This is a genomic window from Bacteroides nordii, from assembly GCF_019930665.1.
Taxonomy (GTDB): domain Bacteria; phylum Bacteroidota; class Bacteroidia; order Bacteroidales; family Bacteroidaceae; genus Bacteroides; species Bacteroides nordii.
In genome coordinates this window covers 3,614,394-3,631,612 of record NZ_CP082886.1, presented here as the reverse complement: position 1 = coordinate 3,631,612, position 17,219 = coordinate 3,614,394, and the positions used below count along the sequence as shown (strand labels likewise).

Genomic DNA, 17,219 nt, shown 5'->3' with positions numbered 1-17,219 from the left:
TGCCTATATCATTTTGCGGATATTGGTACAAGGAGTGGCGGACATGCGTATCCGCTGCATTTCCAAAGAAAAGTCCTCATAATAACAGATGATATGGCCTGCGGCAAGCGCACCGGTGAGGCTGTCTTTCTCTGAAAGCGTCTCCTTGCTGTCCGCCTTCTTTATCAGGTCATCATATAAGGCGCAATACACTTTGTCGGTATCTGCCGGATAGCGTGTGCCGGTGATGACGGCTGAAAGATGTATCTCCGGGCATTTGTCCGCTTCACGGAGCATGATGGCCGTATCTGCCGCCAACAGCCCGATATAGGTATTCAGATTGCAGGAGAACATGCGGTATCCTTCATCATAAAGTGCAAGGATAATACGATAGAGTTCCATACGGATATTGTCTCCCCTGAACCGGTCGTACCGGGTTGTCTTTTCAATGGTACTGCCGGTAATGGCTACATTCCTGTCATACATATTTCCATGAGTTTTTTGTTAATGCCTTGTCCGTAATTACTGTTAAGTGCCGAAAAAAAGCACGGAACTTAACAGGTTCTACTCTCCGGTACGACCAAGCACCCATGCAGGAAACGAGTTAAGACCGTGCCATTAGTGTATGACAAGGACTCCGCCCGTTTATTCTCCTGCTTTGAATTTGGTCGTTTCGAGAGTAAGAACAAACAGCTAAAAGCTATTCTAATATGTTATCATTCAAATTCTTTAATCTTATAACCTTCTTTTTTGATTCGTAAGTATTCGATAAACTCCCCCTTTCATTCTAAAAATGTGATGTTACTTTTGTAGCCAAAGTAAAAAAGCTCAATCGTTATGTCACATCAATGGACCATGGAAGATTTTGAATCTATTTATGCCCGTTTCAAGTCGAGCGGACTTTCAGTTATAGATTTTTGTTCGAATGAATGTATTCGTCCCAAACGTTTCTACGAGTGGCGTTCCAAGCTGTTGCGCAAAGGCGGCTTTATCCCGGTCAAGGTAAACAGTAAGGGGCAGGTCAGTCTTCCCCATAAGGAGAAATCCCTGCTGTCTGCACCTCCGGTCAGCCCGTCGCCAATTCCCCAGCCGCTATGTGAGATCTCCTATCCCAATGGCGTCACAGTCCGCTTGAACAGCCCTTTGTCACCGGAGGTATTGCAAACCCTGATATTTTTGAATTCAAACCGTTAGCCTATGTTTTCTTTGAATGAATCCAACAGATATTATCTTTACCCGTATCCGACAGACATGCGTAAGAGCTTTTATACGCTTAGCGGCATCGTGACCAACCAGATGGGAAAGAATGTACGGGACGGTGACGCTTTCATTTTTATCAATGCGAACTGTACCTGTATGAAAATCCTCCATATGGAATATGGTGGTCTGGTGATATACCACATGAAACTGGAACAGGGGCACTTCCATCTGCCGGTCATAAATACGGAGGAAGGTCGGATTAAAGCGATTGAAACCTTCTGGAATGACCTTGTGATGATGGTCCAGGGAATGGACGGCAGCAAGGTCAGGCGTTATAAAAGAAGTGGTTTCCATGGGTTGTAGTTGTAACAAATTATAACATATACAATGTCGTATTCCGGCTGTTTTTTAGTATCTTGGCATCATAATTAAACGATTATGCCAACCGATAAGGAATTACTGATAAAGGATCTCATGCACAAATGCGACTGTCTGTATAGAGAAAACAGCCGGTTGAAGGAGATGGTGTCCACGCAGCCCCTTGAAGCTGCGGACAAAGAGGCGTATGAGGCTTTATTGTCTGACAAGGATGCCATAATCGCCCAAAAGGAAGCAAAAATCAACAGTCTGGAACAACGTGTATCCTATCTTGAACGGCAGTTGTACGGGAAGAAGGCGGAAAAGTTCATAAAGCCTGACGCCCAGGACCGCTGGCTGGATTTTGAAGGCTTCGACATGCTTCCCCGGGAGGCTGAAGCCGCAGAGGAAGCGGAAAAGGAGCTGAAGGCTACCAGAGAAGCGATCATCGCCCGTAAAAAAGCGAGGAGGCAACATCCTACGAGAAAATCCCTTCCGGAAAATCTTGCGCGTGAGGAGGTTCATATATATCCCGAAGGGTATAATCCGGAGGAGTGGACGCTCCTTCCCGGAGAGGAAGTGACCGAGATCCTTATGCACGAGCCCGAGAAGTTCTATATCCGCAGGATAGTGCGCCATACAGCCAAACGGAAGGGGACGGACGAGTTCAGGACCGGCCCGCTTCCCGTCATGCCGATAGCAAAGAGCTATGCCTCCGCCTCATTGCTGGCAGACATGATGATAGGGAAATATGTGGATCACATACCGTTCCACAGACAACTGGAACAGTTCAAGCGTGTGGGGGTACACCTCCCCGCGTCAACGGTCAACGACTGGTTCAAGGATGTGGCGGATCTGCTAAGACCCCTGTACTTCCGATTATGGGATCTGGTGATGCAGACTGACTACATACAGTCGGATGAGACGACAATCCCCGTGATGAATGACGAGAGACACAAGACGGTCAAAGGTTATATCTGGCTTGTGCGCAGCGTCATGACCGGACGTCAGTTCTTTTACTATGACAAGGGTTCCCGAAGTGGAAAGGTGGTGCTGAAACTCTTCGGCAAGTTCCGGGGAGCCATACAGACGGACGGGTACGAAAGGTACGAGATGCTGGACGCCAAGAAAGGCATTATCCTTCTTGGCTGCTGGGCCCATGCGCGCAGATATTTTTGGGAGGCAAGAAAGAATGACACGCAGCGTGCCGACTATGCGCTCGAACAGATACAGCTGCTTTATGACGTGGAGCGCAAGGCTGACGATGAACGCCTGACCTATGAACAGAGGGCTGAACTTAGGACACGTCTTGCATATCCCATACTTGTGCGCTTCGAGAAATGGCTGGTCAATGAATATCCCAAAGTGATGAAAGGCAGTCCTATCGGAAAAGCCATAAAATATACATACGGAAGGTTCGACAAACTCTCCAGATACCATCTTGACGGTCGCTACAGACCGGATAATAACGAGATAGAAAATAAAGTGCGGCCTGTCGCGTGCGGCAGACGTAATTACCTGTTCTGTGGCAATAATGATGCCGCTGAAGATGCGGCGGTGCTCTACTCGTTCTTCGGCTGCTGCAAGGCTGCCGGGGCTGACTTCCGCACGTGGCTGATCTACTTCCTTGAACATGTACATGATTATGACGATGACTACTCGATGGATCTGGCCGAATTATTACCTGACAATCTGTTATCCGGTGGCAAGATATTATCCGTTACGCCACCGGAATCTCCCAAGAAAGACTCCTGATACCTTCATAAATCCCGCCTAAACACGGGAAAACTACCGTTTTATACCAATCAAGACGGGAAAATAGGGAATAAAGTGCCGTTTTTATCTTCATTATCCCCGATAAATAGGGAAAATAAGGGAAAGAATACCCTTTTATACCAATTATGGCGGGAAAGCAGGGATAAAAATACCGCTTTATCCCATTTATCACAGGAAAATAAGGGAAAAGGGGGGAAACTCCCTTTTATCCGCTCCATTAGTAGGAAAAATATCAACTTCTATAGAACCCTGCACATCTTTTGGTTGAATTGATGTAACAATAAATCATAGAACGATAAAATGAATAAACGATATTATGAACATACGTTACCCATTATACGAGGGAGTTTATCGAATACTTACTTTGATTCAACCCTGCAAAAATAGAAAAAAGCCGGGCAACCGCATAGGGATTGCCCGACTTTTTTGAGAGGAAGTATTCAGGTGTGGGGTGTGGCAGGTCATTCCACCGGCTCGCCGCCATAGCGAAGGCAGCAGATTTCCTTGTGGATTTCACACATGATATGCAGCTGCATCCGCTTGCTGATATGGCGGCTTTGGGAACGCATGAACAGACGGTTTTCTATCAGGCTGCAAAACTTCGTGCCCTCCCTGCTTACAATGCAGACAATCTGATTTTCAAGGAAAAAATCCCTGTCGGTGGAATACTCCACGTCCGGGAACATTCTTATATATTTCATTCGCTGATATTTTAAAAGGTTTTACGGTGGCGATGTGGGTGGGGTCGTCCGGCCCTGCCCTCTGTTCTCTTGGGGCGGTGAAAAAGATGTGCCGGATGTTGTTTCCGGCACATGCTTTCCGCTTGGTGTCAGGCGGCTTTTCCGCTTTCGGGCTTCTCTGTTTTCGGGGCGGTGGTCTTCTTTTCCGTCTTTTCTGCCGTCTGCTGTTTTTCGGCTTCCCTGGCAGCTTTCTTTTCCGCTTTCTTCATTTCCTTTATCCTTTCCTCCAAACGTTCATGCCGTTTCTGATATTCTTCCTCGTGGGTGGCTTTGACAAGTCCGTATTGGTCGGGGAAGTGCATGTTTGCGAAGTCCCTCAGCAGCTTGGATGCGTTGTTGTCTCCGTGGCCGTTCTCACAAAGGAAGTGGCTGATGAAGTCCCGTTTGATTACCGTTTTTTGTGCGTCCGTCAGTTTGGCAACGATTTTCATCCGCTGTTTCTCGTCCAATGCGAAAGGCTGGTCCTTGATGCCGAAAAGCGGGAAATGTCTCCTTTGAAGTTGGGCAAGCATGGCGAAATAAACCATACCGTCTTCGTACTGCGTGAACGGGCTTTCGGGATAGTCGTTCTCACGGACAATCTTTTTCGTATCGGCAACGGTCTTTTCGATGGAAAGCTGTTTGAAACGCTTGTCCCTTTCCTGCAATGTCCCGATAGTGACGGGGGCGGTTTCTTTCTTATTTATCTCCACGTAGCAGAGTTCGGGTTCCGTCTGCCCTACTTTCACGTAGGTCTTTATCCTGCCTTCCTCTTTCTTGCGGTTAAGTTCTTCCACCTTTCGGGCATATTCCTCGTTTCTGCGCTCAAATGTCTGCACCGCTTGTTCGTATTCTTTCGGCTGGGTATATTGCTCTTTCTTAGGTGCTTCGGGGGCTTTGGGGAATTCCCTAGCCGATACGTTGTAGTCGAGTTCCTTGATTTCATGCCCTTTCCTGTCCAACTTTTGGAGTGCCGTTTCGTTACGGCTTCCGTAATAGGGGCGTGCAATAACCAGCTTCGGATCGGATTTCAAAAGTTTCTCCGTCTCTTTTGCCACATGGGCTGCGTTCTTGGCTTCCAGACATTTGCGGTTGGTGCAGTGTCCGCACCCGTTATGCTCGGCAAAAAGGTTGTAATTGGCTGCGTTGTGTACGCATGTATTGCATTCCGTCTTGTCGAACTTGTATTGCCCAAGGTCGGTGGTATAGTATTTTTCAAAGTACCTTTTGAAGAGGTTCAATGTATATCCCGTCCAATCCTCACCGTTCCCCTCTTTGAGGTGCTTCTCGTACACGTCCTTTTGTATATCGGGCTCATAGGTGCTTATCTCCTCGGCTACGCTGACGGTGATTGTTTCATTGTCCAACAGTTCACCGATAGGCGCATAGAGTTCGTTCAGTTTCAATCGGGTATAGATATATTTCTCGCTCCGTCCGAAACGGGCGGTCAGTGAATACATGTCATATCTGCCCTTTTCAAGCAACCGCTTGAACGCTTTTGCTTCTTCAGTGGGGCGTACCTGCTCACGCTGCAAGTTCTCGCTTAACGACATGTCTTCCGCTTCATCGTCCGTCACATTGTTATATATGGTTGCCTTTATGGTCTTTGCTCCTGCAAGCAATGAGGCACGGTAACGGCGTTCACCGTATATGATTTCATAACCGCCTTCCGTGCGTGGGCGTACTGCAATGGCCTGCAAGATTCCCACTTCCCGAATGCTTTCCGCAAGTTCCTGCAATGATGCGTCATTGAACGTCTTGCGGTGGTTGTCCGTGCTTGGGTGTACGGTGGTGATGTCAAGGTCTGTTTCGGCTGTGGCCGTTGCAAGCGGTGTCTTGAACGTGGCCTGCTGCGGTGCTTCTTCCGTAACGGTGGGAACGGTTGCCGTTTCGGGTGCTTCTGTCACTTCGGTAGCCGTGGGCACGTCCTGCGGTGTGAGTAGTGTAATCGGTTTCGGGATGATTGCCAAAGCGGTCACCTTTACTGCATTTTCTTTCTCTGATTTCTGTACGCTGTTCGTCTGTACTTTCTTGTTCGTTTTCATAATGATAAGTTTTAAATGTTGATAATTAATTGAATGGTTTTCCGTCTGAAAGGTATTCCCAACCGTTGGCGTTGCTTTCTTCCGTGAAGTATTCCAAAGTCCGGGTGCTTTCCATATCATCCCGACAAGCACGGAAAAAACTGTCGAGACATTCGTTCATAAGGCTGTCAAACGTGATATTTTCGGTGGGGGATTTCAAGAACTGATAAATCGGATCAAGAATACGGTTATCTATATAAAAGCCCGTAAGGGGACAACAGGCATCTACAAATATCCTGCTTTTTCGTCCTTTCGTCCCTTTCCAAAAATATTTTGGCGTGTACAGGTCGTTCCAATGGTTGTTCATCAGGTAGGTTGCCAACCGCCAACCGCTTAGGCTGTCTATGCAGTCTTCCTGCCTGCTCCGGTAATCATAGCTATAATTACATGCGTCATATCTCCAATTACGGCACACAATGCCGAAGCGTTCACAAAAGGTGTCAAGGGTCTGGCGGTTCTCGTTCGTCCAACCGTAAAAGTATCCATTGCATAACCACTGGTTATACGCCTTTTCTTTGGCTTCCTCGGATAACTCGGTTATCCGATAGAGGGTGTATGTTCTTGTTTCTGTTCTCATGTCGTTACTTTTTTATGGGTTCATTGATAGGTGGGCGGATTGTTCCGCCCTGCCGTTCATGCTGTCATACACGGATGCACGTGGCGAGTGCTTCCCTTACTTTCGTTTCCTGCTTCTTGGAATATATCCACCCTGCACGCCTTTCGCCCTTATAGGTGAGGTTCGCACGGAACAGACCGTTCAAGTCTTTCAGAATGTCCTTTATCGGCCTGGTGTCACCGAATACGGCAATCGCCTTCTCGCTGTATTCCACGATTTCAAGACTGAGGGTTGAAAGGTCTGCGGTTGCTGTGGATTGTTCTGCCATATCGCTGTTTCTCTGCGGTGCTTTCATACAAAGGTTGGCTTCATCCCCTGCGGTGTGCGCATACCGTTCTATGAATTTTTCAAGGTCGTGGATAGGCTCTTTCTCAACCGTCCAACCGCTGTACTTGTTCCTGCCCAGATACATACCGTCTCCCATGCTGTAATTTTCACGGTGTTCGTAATCTGCGTTATATTCCGCCAAATAGGCTGTTCCCTCAAAATTGGCGGCATGCTTGCGCATTTCTGAAAAGAGGTTGCGTGTATGTTTGGAAAAGCCTAAAATGACGGTTCTTGCTATACTGTAGTCGTAATAGTCCGTATAGCTGTCGCACTCGTTTACCCGTAACGTGCCGATAATGACCGCCTTTGCATCCGTCGGGACAAGGGGGCGCAAACGCTCCGCACCGATTTTGGCGATACGTCCGTATTCCTCTCTTGTTTCCTTCGCTTTCTTTTCTTCTTCGGCTTTCTTCTCTTTTGCCTTGGTGAGTAAAGCGGCTGTTTCCAACGGATCTAAAAACCTGGGGTTCGCATCATCGTAATAGATTCCTATTCCGAATTTTTCCGATAACGGCCGGATAAGGTCGGATGTATGAAACTCGTGTGTCCGCAAATTGACAAGATGATAGGTTATTCCCCACCCGTTGCGGCTTACTTCATACACAACATAGCTGTAGCCTTCCAATACTACCACTTGATTGACTGAAACGGTCTGAACGTCTCTGTCATAACTTCTGTTAGCTCCCAATAAATGTACTTTGTTCATAATGATTTGATTTTAAAATGATTTATATTCTGTCAGAGTATCACGCAAAGAACAAGGATGAAAAGAGCGGGCACGCAAAGGATACGCCACACGGCACGGATGAGGAAAACCACCACCGCCAAAACTGCCGACATGGGCAGCATACCACCCAAAAAGGCACATACGAAACGCACCGCCACATAGACCACGAAACCGACCGGCGACCACTTCACCAAATTTTTAATGCCGGTTGGAGCGGAGCCGAAGCCTCGTTTCAAATCCTGCTGTATTTCAATTCTCTTTTTCATAACATTGACTTTTTTTTTATGCCTTGTCGGTGGCTTCACCTTGCTCGTTTCAGGGGGCAGATACGGACGGGGAGAAAATATGCAAGGCTTTTGGTGAAAAATTTTCAACCGCCCGGCTGGACGGATTGAAAAATTTTCGCCAAAACCCGCAGGGCGCGAAGCGGCCTTGCAGATTTTTAGGGGCCCCGTCCGTAGCTTCGCATCCTGAACCCGGCAAGGTGGAGCTACTGACGGGATAAATAAAAACGGGAAAATCGTTATATGGGAAAAAGAGAATTGAAATGCGGCAGGATTCAAGGGCTGTTTAAACAAGCATAACTATCGTATTTATCACAGCTCAATATAATTTTTGGAAAATACATTTATTGTCAGAGTGAAACATATTAATAATTCTATGTTATAAGTTTAGCAGATATGGCTTTGGTAATAAATTGTTAAATAAAGCCATCGCAATACGCAATAGTATTATTTTTAAGGTTAAATAATGTGTGAACATATACTGTATGAATATTAAAATAATTCATATAAAGTAGATAAATTCTTTTGTATTTTAGTTACTTTTGCGTAAAGACTTTCAAATATGAAGTTTTTGATTGATATGTTAAGCTATGAAAAGTATAGTTGTATTTTGGTGTTTTTGTATCGTTGGCATATGTTATGTTTATGCTATAGACAGCAACCGAGTCGATTCTTTATTGCTGAAATTAGATCAGTCAATAAAGGAACGCCCTATATATATGGAACAAAAAGAGTTGAGATTGGCAAAACTGAAAAATCAGTTGCTTCAGTCCATATCAGAGGAAGAACATTTTGCCATTCTTAGTGCGTTATTGGATGAATATCGTTCATTCAATACGGATTCTGCATTTTATGTTGCCGAGGAGAGGGAACAGATAGCTATGCGTCTTGGAAACCGAGAATATATAGATAATGCCCGTATGAATAAAGCTGATGTCTTAGGAATGGCAGGCATGTATAAGGAAGCAATGGATTTGATGCGAAATATTCATATTGAACGGTTGTCGAAAAACCTCCGTCCCTATTATTATCATATCTATCGCACAATCTATGGACTTATGGCTGACTATGCAATTACAAAGTATGAAAGAAAACTTTATACGGAACTTACGGACAAATATCGTGATTCATTGCTACTGGTCAATAAGGATAACCTTTTGATACATACCTTAGTTCAGTCCGACCAATATAATGTACGCAACGAATACGATAAAGCCATTTGCTTACTGACAGATTATTTAGCCCAGCAGAAGGAATATGAACATAATGTTGCAATTTGCGCCTATACTTTATCAGAGTCCTATCGTCTGAAAGGGGATAAAGAAAAAGAAAAAGAATTTCTGATTGTTTCTGCCATAGCAGATATGAAAACTGCTGTCCGGGAATACATCTCTTTGCGTAAGCTGGCTATATTGCTTTATCAAGAGGGGGATATTGAGCGTGCTTATTCTTATGTAAAGATATGCATGGAAGATGCCGCAGTTTGTAATGCTCGGTTGCGCAAATTGGAGATTCTGGAGATATTTCCAATCATCAACGATGCTTACCAACAAAAGACGGAAAAACAGCAGGAACAAATGAAATGGGCATTGGTATCTATCAGCATGCTTTCATTTTTTCTGTTGCTTGCCATATTTTATGTATATAAACAAATGAAGAAGCTGGCTGTCGCTCGCAAGGAAGTAATTGATAGCAATAAACGGTTGAAAGAACTGAATGAAGAACTTCATCTTTCGATGCACAAGCTTAAGGAGGCTAACCACAGTATTGCTGAGAATTCTTATCTGAAGGAGGAGTATATTGGTCGATATATGGATCAATGTTCGGTATATTTGGAGAAGATGGACAATTACCGCCGGTCATTAGGTAAGATTGCTGCTACTGGGAATGTGGAAGAACTCTACAAGAACATCAAGTCTTCCAAATTTATAGAGGTGGAATTGAAGGAATTCTATACGAACTTTGACAATACTTTCCTGCAAATGTTCCCTACTTTTGTGGAGGATTTCAATGCCTTGCTTACCAATGATGAGCGAATATCTTTGAAAACTGGTGAACGGATGAATACAGAGTTACGCATCTTTGCACTGATACGCTTGGGCATTAGTGACAGCGTGAAGATTGCTCAGTTTCTACGCTATTCTGTAACCACCATTTATAATTACCGTACGAAAGTTCGAAATAAAGCCGCTGGTGACCGTAACCTACTAGAACAAGAGGTAATGAAAATTGGAAAATCAAAAGATTAATAGAAGTTTACGATTCAGAATATTCTTATTTTACACTTATATTTTTACTACTTTTTTTAGTTTTACTATATTCTTTTATATTTCTAATATACAGTGATTTACGTGTTTTTTCATTGATATAAATCACTACTTTTTCACTCTTTGATTCATAATTAGTATTTCTTATCTGATATTTTTGCGTTGTCTCTTTTCCCAAGAAAGAGATAGTTTATAATTTATACTTTTTTATCAACTTTAAAATCTTATATTATGTATGCAAAAGAACAATTTAATTAGGAAACAAAGGGTAATAATTCGAATAGCCAACAAGTATCCAGACCCGCGATATGTCGTTCTGCTTAATAGGCTGTTATATTGTAATCAATGACGTTAATCTTTTAATTTTAAAAACTATGAAAGTAAAAACTACTATTCTGGCGCCACTATTTTTGTGGATAGGATTCTTTCCAGTTTATGCTGATGAGTCTATAGCAGAAAGTATTATTGTCCAACAGCAAGTAAAAGGTATTCGAATTAGTGGAACCATACTTGATAAAGAGAAATCTCCACTTCCAGGTGTTAATGTGACAGTCAAAAATGAGTCAGGAGGGGCTATAACTGATGTGGATGGTCACTTCTATATTGAGGTACCGAATAAACAGAGTGTATTAAATATAACTTACATAGGTTTCAAGTCTAAAGAAATCGTGGTTGGAAATGAAATCAACTTCAATATTATACTAGAAGAAGATGTAGAAGCTTTGGATGAGGTTGTGGTAGTAGGTTATGGTAATCAAAAGAAACTTTCAGTTATTGGTTCGGTACAGACTATAGAACCTACCAAGTTGCAAGTCGGGTCCTCCCGTTCACTCAGTAACAATTTAGCCGGACAGTTAGCAGGTGTGATTGCAGTACAGCCATCTGGCGAACCCGGATATGATAACTCAAATTTCTGGATTCGAGGCATTGCTTCTTTCAGTGGAAATACTTCTCCATTAGTATTGGTAGATGGTGTAGAACGTAGCTTAAATGATCTTGATCCTGCTGAAATTGAATCTTTTTCTGTTTTGAAAGATGCTTCAGCCAGTGCTATGTATGGCGTACGTGGAGCGAATGGAGTCATTATTATCAATACAAAACGCGGAACTATAGCCGCTCCTTCTGTTAATGTACGTGTAGAGCAGTCCATTCAGGCTCCCACCAAACTTCCTGAGTTTATTGGAGCTGCTGAATATATGAGCCTGCTCAATACCTTGCAGAGCGACCCCTCGAAACGAATGTTTACCAAAGATCAGATTCTGAAAACATACTACGGTTATGATAAGGACTTATATCCGGATGTAGACTGGATTGACGCTATCACCAAAGATTATGCCAGCTCTACGCGTGCCAACCTTACCGTAAGTGGCGGTACCGAGATTCTTCGATATTCTTTGACGGCATCTATGTATCACGAAAACGGAATTATGGCTGTTGACAAGACATTGCCCTATGATACCTCAAGCAAGTTGAACCGCTATAATATACGTGCCAATGTGGACCTCGACTTGACTAAAACGACATTGGTCCGTTTCAATGTAGGCGGTTATCTGCAAAATCTGCGTAAAAGCCGTAGTGGTACAGACGAAGTGTTTAGTGCGGCTTTCGAGACTCCTCCTTTCGTGCATCCGGCAATCTACTCCGACGGCACCATCCCCGTAGCAAGTACCAATCGTAAGAATCCTTGGGCCATCAGCACACAGAACGGATATTATCATAGCGGACGAAGCAAACTCGAATCACTTTTTTCCGTAGAACAGAACCTGAAAATGATTACTCCGGGACTGAAAGCGAAAGTGACATTTGCATTCGACACATATAGCGAAAACTTTGTGACACGCGGTAAAGAACCCGATTACTATAGTGTAGCCAAAAAACGTGATGACGAAGGTGAATTGGTACATAATATTCTAAAATACGGCAGTGAGTTTTTGGATCATTCCAGCAATGCCAATTATGGCAACCAAAGTGTGTATCTGGAAGCGGCAATCACATACAACCGTACTTTTGCCAACAAGCATGCGGTAGACGCGCTGTTCTTGTACAACCAACGCAGTTATGACTGGGGAGATATCCAACCTAATCGTACGCAAGGTATCGCTGGCCGTCTGTCGTACACATATGACCGACGTTACATTTCAGAATTTAACTTTGGCTACAACGGTTCGGAAAACTTTGCCAAAGGCAAGCGCTTCGGCTTTTTCCCTTCATTGGCATTGGGATGGCTGGTAAGTGAAGAACATTTCATGGAACCTGTACGCGATACACTAAGCAAGTTGAAGCTTCGTGCTTCCATCGGTTCGGTAGGAAACGACAACATTGGTGGACGGCGTTTTGCCTATATCACTACAATCAATTCCAATGCAAACGGATACAACTGGGGATACACTGCCGATACCTATCGTCAAGGTGTGCAAGAAGGAGAAGTGGGTGTGGAAAACCTGACATGGGAAAAAGCACTCAAGGCGAATGTAGGTTTGGAAATCGGACTTTGGGACGAATTGGACTTTCAAGTGGACCTCTTCAAAGAGCGGCGTACCAGCATTTTTATGCAACGAGCCACTATCCCGACACAAGTAGGATTCATTAATAATCCGTATGCCAACTACGGAAAAGTCGACAACAAAGGTGTAGACCTCTCTTTGAATTACAATAAGCGCATCAATAAAGACTGGAATATCAGTCTTCGAGGAACCTTTACATATGCTAAGAATGAAATCATCGAGCGAGATGAACCCGAATCTGTCAAAGGTACTTATCGTTCCATTACCGGACAATCCATTAACACATTGTGGGGATTGCAGGCTGAAGGCCTTTTCACAGAAGACGATTTTGTTGATGGAAAACTGAAAGAGGGAATCCCTGTACCGCAATTAGGCGCGGATGTACGTCCGGGAGACATCAAATATCGCGACATGAACAACGATGGTTACATCACCAACGCCGATGAAGGCTACATCGGCAATACGACAGATCCACGCTTGGTATATGGTTTCGGCGGTAACCTGAACTTCCGTCAGTGGGATTTCAGTTTCTTCTTTCAAGGCACAGGAGATACATATCGCATCATTGGCGGTTCTGACAACTTCATTCCGGGCAGCGGGCAAGGTGTGCTTGGCAATGTCTATACCAACTACACCGACTGCTGGACAGCAGACAATCCGTCGCAAGATGTGTTCTGGCCGCGTCTGTCGGAATCGACCAATAATAACAATAACCGTGCTTCCACATTCTGGAAGAAAGACATGAGCTTCCTCCGACTGAAAACAATAGAATTGGGTTATAGCCTTCCTCAGCGCATCACAAATAAAATCTGCGCCAAAAACATTCGTTTCTTTGCCAGTGGGAATAACTTGTTCTATATTTCCAAGTTCAAATTATGGGATCCGGAACTGGCCACCTCTGATGGTTTAAAATATCCGTCCATGCGTTCTTTGATGTTGGGGGTAGAAGTAAATTTTTAATGTAGAATGAACTAAAGAAAAAGAACAATGAAATTTATAAAAAATATTCTTATAGGATTTATAGTCACAGCTTCATTGATGTCTTGTGTTGACTATCTTGACAAAGAAACTGATACAGAATTAACTCTTTCTTTGGTCTTTGAAGACAAAACTCGTATTGAGGGTTGGCTTGCCAATATCTACTCGGCTATACCTGATCCTTATTGGGATTATACTAACACATTGGGTTGGGAAATCCTTGCTGATGATCAGACTCCGTCTGAACGTTGGCGTCAGTGGGGGTGGAAAGTCATTCCTTATATATTGGGTGAATGGACACCTAACAGTGATTGGGAGGGGAATTATTGGAAACTTCTTCCACAATGTATTCGGGAGGCTAATATTTTCCTTGAGAACATACATCCACTACCGGCACAGGGTATAAGTACAAAAGAAGTAGAATATATGAAAACGGAGTGTAAATTCATGAAAGCCTATTATTATTACTTGCTTGCCAATACTTATGGAGCTGTTCCGTTTGATCCTGATTATATCGCTCCAACTGATTTTGTACTGTCAGACTTGATGAAAGGACAGGCTCCTTATTACACTGTAATAGACTGGGCTGACAAGGAAATGCTTGAGGCTTCTAAGATATTGCCACCTAAATATACTGAAGCACGAAAGTATGGGCGTGTTACCAGTATTATGTGTTTGGCAGTTCGTGCACGTATGTTGCTTTTTGCCGCTAGCCCGTTGGTGAACGGAAACGGTGACTATGCCAACTTCACCAACGATAAAGGTGAAAATATTTTCAGCACTTCCTACGACCCGCAGCGTTGGGTTAAAGCTGTAGAAGCATGTAAATTGCTGATTGATGAGGCAGAAAAGTCCGGTTATAAACTCTACGTAGAGAAAAACGAAGATGGTACCATCGACCCGTTTATGTCATATCAAAATCTGTTCTTGAAGCGTTTTGACGAAGGAAACACTGAAATTCTGTTTGCACGTCCCAGCTGTGACTATGGTTCATACGAAAAGCATGCTACTCCGGCTGCCAGTGGCGGTAGTGGTGGATTGGGTGTCACTCAGTCTTTGGTTGACGCATTTTTCATGCAAAACGGATTGCCCATCGACAATCCGCAAGGAGGTTATCAGGCCGACGGCTTTTCTACGGCCAATGTTTCGCTTGACAACACCATTTGGGATGAAGAGGTGAATGGAGGGGCTGTCACGTATGCCAATACCTATAATATGTATTGCAAGCGCGAACCGCGTTTCTACGTGTCGGTAGCATTCAACAACTCTTATTTCACAACAGAAAAGCGTCTGTTCAACTTCTTCAATGGTTCTGTTGACAACCCGCATACACACGATGCCCCGCAAAACGGATACCTCATCCGCAAACGTGTATCGCCCAAGACAAATGTGAAAGAGGACAATTTTCAATATCGTCCGGGAATTATCTATCGGTTGGGAGAGGCTTACTTGAACTACGCGGAAGCGCTGAACGAATGCGAAGACAGCCATGCCAACCGTCAAGAGGCGTTGGAATATGTCAATAAAATCCGCGAGCGAGCAGGTATCCGACAATACACGTTGGAGGCTGTTGATCCTGTTTTTGCTGATGAAATCCAAGTGGACGATACACAAGAAGCAGTGCGTAAGGCTATTCGTGCCGAACGGCGTGTAGAACTTTGTGGCGAAGGTATACGTTACGACGACCTGCGCCGTTGGAAAGAAGCGGAAAACACACTGAACGGAGCTTTCTATGGAATGAATTATAGCGGCAAGGATGCAGATTCGTTCTATGCGCTGACAGCTTATCAGACTCGTGTTTATAAACCGGCTTTTTACTGGTTCCCGATTCACCAATCGGAGATGGAAAAGAACAATAAGTTGAGACAGCTTCCATACTGGAAATAATCATAAAAAAAGAACAAGAAAATGAAAACCAAATTATATCTTTTATTAGCCATGATTTCCAGCTTTGCCATCAGTTGCAAAGACGAGGATGTGCGCTATGAAATTGCTCGTCCGGAGGACAGCATGCACTTGCAGGTATCTGCCGAGAACATACAGCTTACTCAAGAACTTAGCAGAGAAGATGCCGTGACATTCACTTGGCAAGAATCATCTCGTGCCGGATCGGGAGTCAAAGTGAATTATTACTTTAAAATGGATATTGCCGATAATGATTTTGCTACATCCATAGACAAAGTAAAAATACCGGCCGGCAGCAATAGCATCAGTTTTTCTCATAAGAAACTGAACGCTTTGCTGAAAGCTTGGAAGGTATCTACCGGTGAAAGTGCGGTTTTAGAAGCAGAGATTATTGCTGAGTTTGAAGATGCAAATCAATACATTAAGCCGGAGTTGTCTGTTGTGCGTTTCAATGCAACAGGCTATGAGATACAACCGTATGACATATTTGTAGTAGGTACGGCCATTGGAGGCATGGATGCTGCGAAAGCTCTGAAGATGACGGAAGAGATTCCGGAGGAGAAATACACATGGAATGGGGTGATGAAACAGGGCGATTATAAATTTATTATGAGCAACACAGATTTAACTCCCTCTTATACACAAGGTGCAACACCGGGCAGTGTCATTCTTAACGAATCGGCTGCCGGTGAAACGCTCTTTACTATCAGCAAAGCCGGATTCTATGTGTTGACATTGAACATTGAAACAATGACGCTGGAGGCTTTGTATCCGACAACGGAATATGAAGATATCTGGATGATAGGGGCTGCTACCCCTGCCGGGTGGAATATCATGAATTCTGTGAAGCTGGAGAAGGAACCGGACAACCAAGTGGCATTCTTCTATGACGGATGGCTTAACACAGGTGAAATGAAGTTCCCGTTGGAACTGCGTGAAGACTGGGCTATTGCGGCTCTGATGCCGGTAGAGGCCGGCACCAGCGAAAAGGGAGACAACCGTATGGAACGCATCGAAGCCGGAGGACATGACTATAAATGGAATATCAGCAAAGCCGGCAATTATCGTGTGACGCTGAATACCTACACCATGACGATTCGTTTTGACGAGGTGAATCTTCCCGACGATTTACCATTCAAAGCCGTATGGATGCTGGGTGATGCAACTCCGGGCGGATGGGTACAGGGAAGTCAGCCTTTCAGTTACGACTTCGATGCCGAGAAAGGTACATTCTATTGGGAAGGAGAACTGAAAGCCGGGATATTTAAATGTCCTACAAACATAAATGATGACTGGCTGCTGACTTGCTTTATGCCCAAAGTGGTGAAAGATGGCAAGGCACCTCTCACCATGACAGACGCTAAAGTCGTAGGACCCGGTGGTGATGACGACCAATGGGAGGTGCAGGAAAGCGAGGCCGGCAATTACCGCATCGAATTGAATGTTATCAAAAATACGATTAAATTTATCAAGAAGTAACCCGACAAACCGGAGGG

13 protein-coding genes are annotated in these 17,219 nt (G+C 44.3%); 7 read left to right on the top strand and 6 right to left on the bottom strand.

All coding sequences use genetic code 11. The features are described from left to right. Window positions 1-3: 3 nt before the first annotated feature. Window positions 4-465, bottom strand: a complete 462-nt coding sequence (locus K8P02_RS14365) for a hypothetical protein (RefSeq protein ID WP_025868268.1) — start codon at window positions 463-465, stop codon at window positions 4-6. 351 nt (window positions 466-816) lie between these two features. Here K8P02_RS14365 and tnpA point away from each other — a divergent pair, with 351 nt between their 5' ends. The 3 genes from tnpA to tnpC all read left to right on the top strand — a co-directional run bounded on the left by tnpA (window position 817) and on the right by tnpC (window position 3,291). Continuing rightward, entirely contained in the window at window positions 817-1,173 is a 357-nt protein-coding gene (tnpA, locus tag K8P02_RS14360; protein ID WP_025868341.1) for an IS66 family insertion sequence element accessory protein TnpA, read from the top strand. Between the two features lie 3 nt (window positions 1,174-1,176). Beyond that, a complete protein-coding gene (gene tnpB / locus K8P02_RS14355) occupies window positions 1,177-1,542 on the top strand; it encodes an IS66 family insertion sequence element accessory protein TnpB (protein ID WP_025868342.1) in 366 nt (121 codons plus the stop codon). Window positions 1,543-1,617: 75 nt separating this feature from the next. Further along, complete coding sequence (gene tnpC, locus K8P02_RS14350) at window positions 1,618-3,291, top strand: IS66 family transposase (protein WP_032542125.1); 1,674 nt, start codon at window positions 1,618-1,620, stop codon at window positions 3,289-3,291. A gap of 482 nt (window positions 3,292-3,773) precedes the next feature. Here tnpC and K8P02_RS21850 read toward each other — a convergent pair whose 3' ends face one another. The 5 genes from K8P02_RS21850 to K8P02_RS14325 form a co-directional block, all read right to left on the bottom strand. Continuing rightward, window positions 3,774-4,013 (bottom strand): hypothetical protein, encoded by a 240-nt coding sequence (locus tag K8P02_RS21850; RefSeq protein ID WP_317197242.1) that lies wholly within the window; start codon window positions 4,011-4,013, stop codon window positions 3,774-3,776. Between the two features lie 128 nt (window positions 4,014-4,141). Further along, on the bottom strand, window positions 4,142-6,076 hold the full coding sequence (locus K8P02_RS14340; RefSeq protein WP_025868028.1) for a ParB/RepB/Spo0J family partition protein: 1,935 nt from the start codon (window positions 6,074-6,076) through the stop codon (window positions 4,142-4,144). A gap of 25 nt (window positions 6,077-6,101) precedes the next feature. Next, on the bottom strand, window positions 6,102-6,692 hold the full coding sequence (locus tag K8P02_RS14335) for a hypothetical protein (RefSeq protein WP_223381419.1): 591 nt from the start codon (window positions 6,690-6,692) through the stop codon (window positions 6,102-6,104). A 64-nt stretch (window positions 6,693-6,756) separates the two neighbouring features. After that, on the bottom strand, window positions 6,757-7,764 hold the full coding sequence (locus tag K8P02_RS14330) for a fusion protein (protein ID WP_223381417.1): 1,008 nt from the start codon (window positions 7,762-7,764) through the stop codon (window positions 6,757-6,759). Window positions 7,765-7,796: 32 nt separating this feature from the next. Continuing rightward, a complete protein-coding gene (locus K8P02_RS14325; protein ID WP_025868029.1) occupies window positions 7,797-8,051 on the bottom strand; it encodes a hypothetical protein in 255 nt (84 codons plus the stop codon). 608 nt (window positions 8,052-8,659) lie between these two features. Between K8P02_RS14325 and K8P02_RS14320 the strand changes: the two genes are divergently transcribed. From K8P02_RS14320 to K8P02_RS14305, 4 genes are all read left to right on the top strand, one after another. Continuing rightward, window positions 8,660-10,318, top strand: a complete 1,659-nt coding sequence (locus tag K8P02_RS14320; RefSeq protein ID WP_025868030.1) for a DUF6377 domain-containing protein — start codon at window positions 8,660-8,662, stop codon at window positions 10,316-10,318. Between the two features lie 392 nt (window positions 10,319-10,710). Then, entirely contained in the window at window positions 10,711-13,800 is a 3,090-nt protein-coding gene (locus tag K8P02_RS14315; RefSeq protein ID WP_223381415.1) for a SusC/RagA family TonB-linked outer membrane protein, read from the top strand. A 27-nt stretch (window positions 13,801-13,827) separates the two neighbouring features. Then, window positions 13,828-15,705, top strand: a complete 1,878-nt coding sequence (locus K8P02_RS14310) for a RagB/SusD family nutrient uptake outer membrane protein (protein ID WP_025868031.1) — start codon at window positions 13,828-13,830, stop codon at window positions 15,703-15,705. Window positions 15,706-15,726: 21 nt separating this feature from the next. Beyond that, a complete protein-coding gene (locus K8P02_RS14305; RefSeq protein ID WP_223381413.1) occupies window positions 15,727-17,202 on the top strand; it encodes a SusE domain-containing protein in 1,476 nt (491 codons plus the stop codon). Window positions 17,203-17,219: the final 17 nt, after the last annotated feature.

Excerpts from the sequence above, each read along its gene's own strand:
- K8P02_RS14330 (WP_223381417.1), bottom strand. The coding sequence starts at position 7,764 with ATGAACAAAGTACATTTATTGGGAGCTAACAGAAGTTATGACAGAGAC.
- K8P02_RS14310 (WP_025868031.1), top strand. The coding sequence starts at position 13,828 with ATGAAATTTATAAAAAATATTCTTATAGGATTTATAGTCACAGCTTCA.
- K8P02_RS14315 (WP_223381415.1), top strand. The coding sequence starts at position 10,711 with ATGAAAGTAAAAACTACTATTCTGGCGCCACTATTTTTGTGGATAGGA.
- K8P02_RS14320 (WP_025868030.1), top strand. The coding sequence starts at position 8,660 with ATGAAAAGTATAGTTGTATTTTGGTGTTTTTGTATCGTTGGCATATGT.
- K8P02_RS21850 (WP_317197242.1), bottom strand. The coding sequence starts at position 4,013 with ATGAAATATATAAGAATGTTCCCGGACGTGGAGTATTCCACCGACAGG.
- K8P02_RS14340 (WP_025868028.1), bottom strand. The coding sequence starts at position 6,076 with ATGAAAACGAACAAGAAAGTACAGACGAACAGCGTACAGAAATCAGAG.
- K8P02_RS14325 (WP_025868029.1), bottom strand. The coding sequence starts at position 8,051 with ATGAAAAAGAGAATTGAAATACAGCAGGATTTGAAACGAGGCTTCGGC.
- tnpB (WP_025868342.1), top strand. The coding sequence starts at position 1,177 with ATGTTTTCTTTGAATGAATCCAACAGATATTATCTTTACCCGTATCCG.
- K8P02_RS14365 (WP_025868268.1), bottom strand. The coding sequence starts at position 465 with ATGTATGACAGGAATGTAGCCATTACCGGCAGTACCATTGAAAAGACA.
- K8P02_RS14305 (WP_223381413.1), top strand. The coding sequence starts at position 15,727 with ATGAAAACCAAATTATATCTTTTATTAGCCATGATTTCCAGCTTTGCC.
- tnpC (WP_032542125.1), top strand. The coding sequence starts at position 1,618 with ATGCCAACCGATAAGGAATTACTGATAAAGGATCTCATGCACAAATGC.
- K8P02_RS14335 (WP_223381419.1), bottom strand. The coding sequence starts at position 6,692 with ATGAGAACAGAAACAAGAACATACACCCTCTATCGGATAACCGAGTTA.
- tnpA (WP_025868341.1), top strand. The coding sequence starts at position 817 with ATGTCACATCAATGGACCATGGAAGATTTTGAATCTATTTATGCCCGT.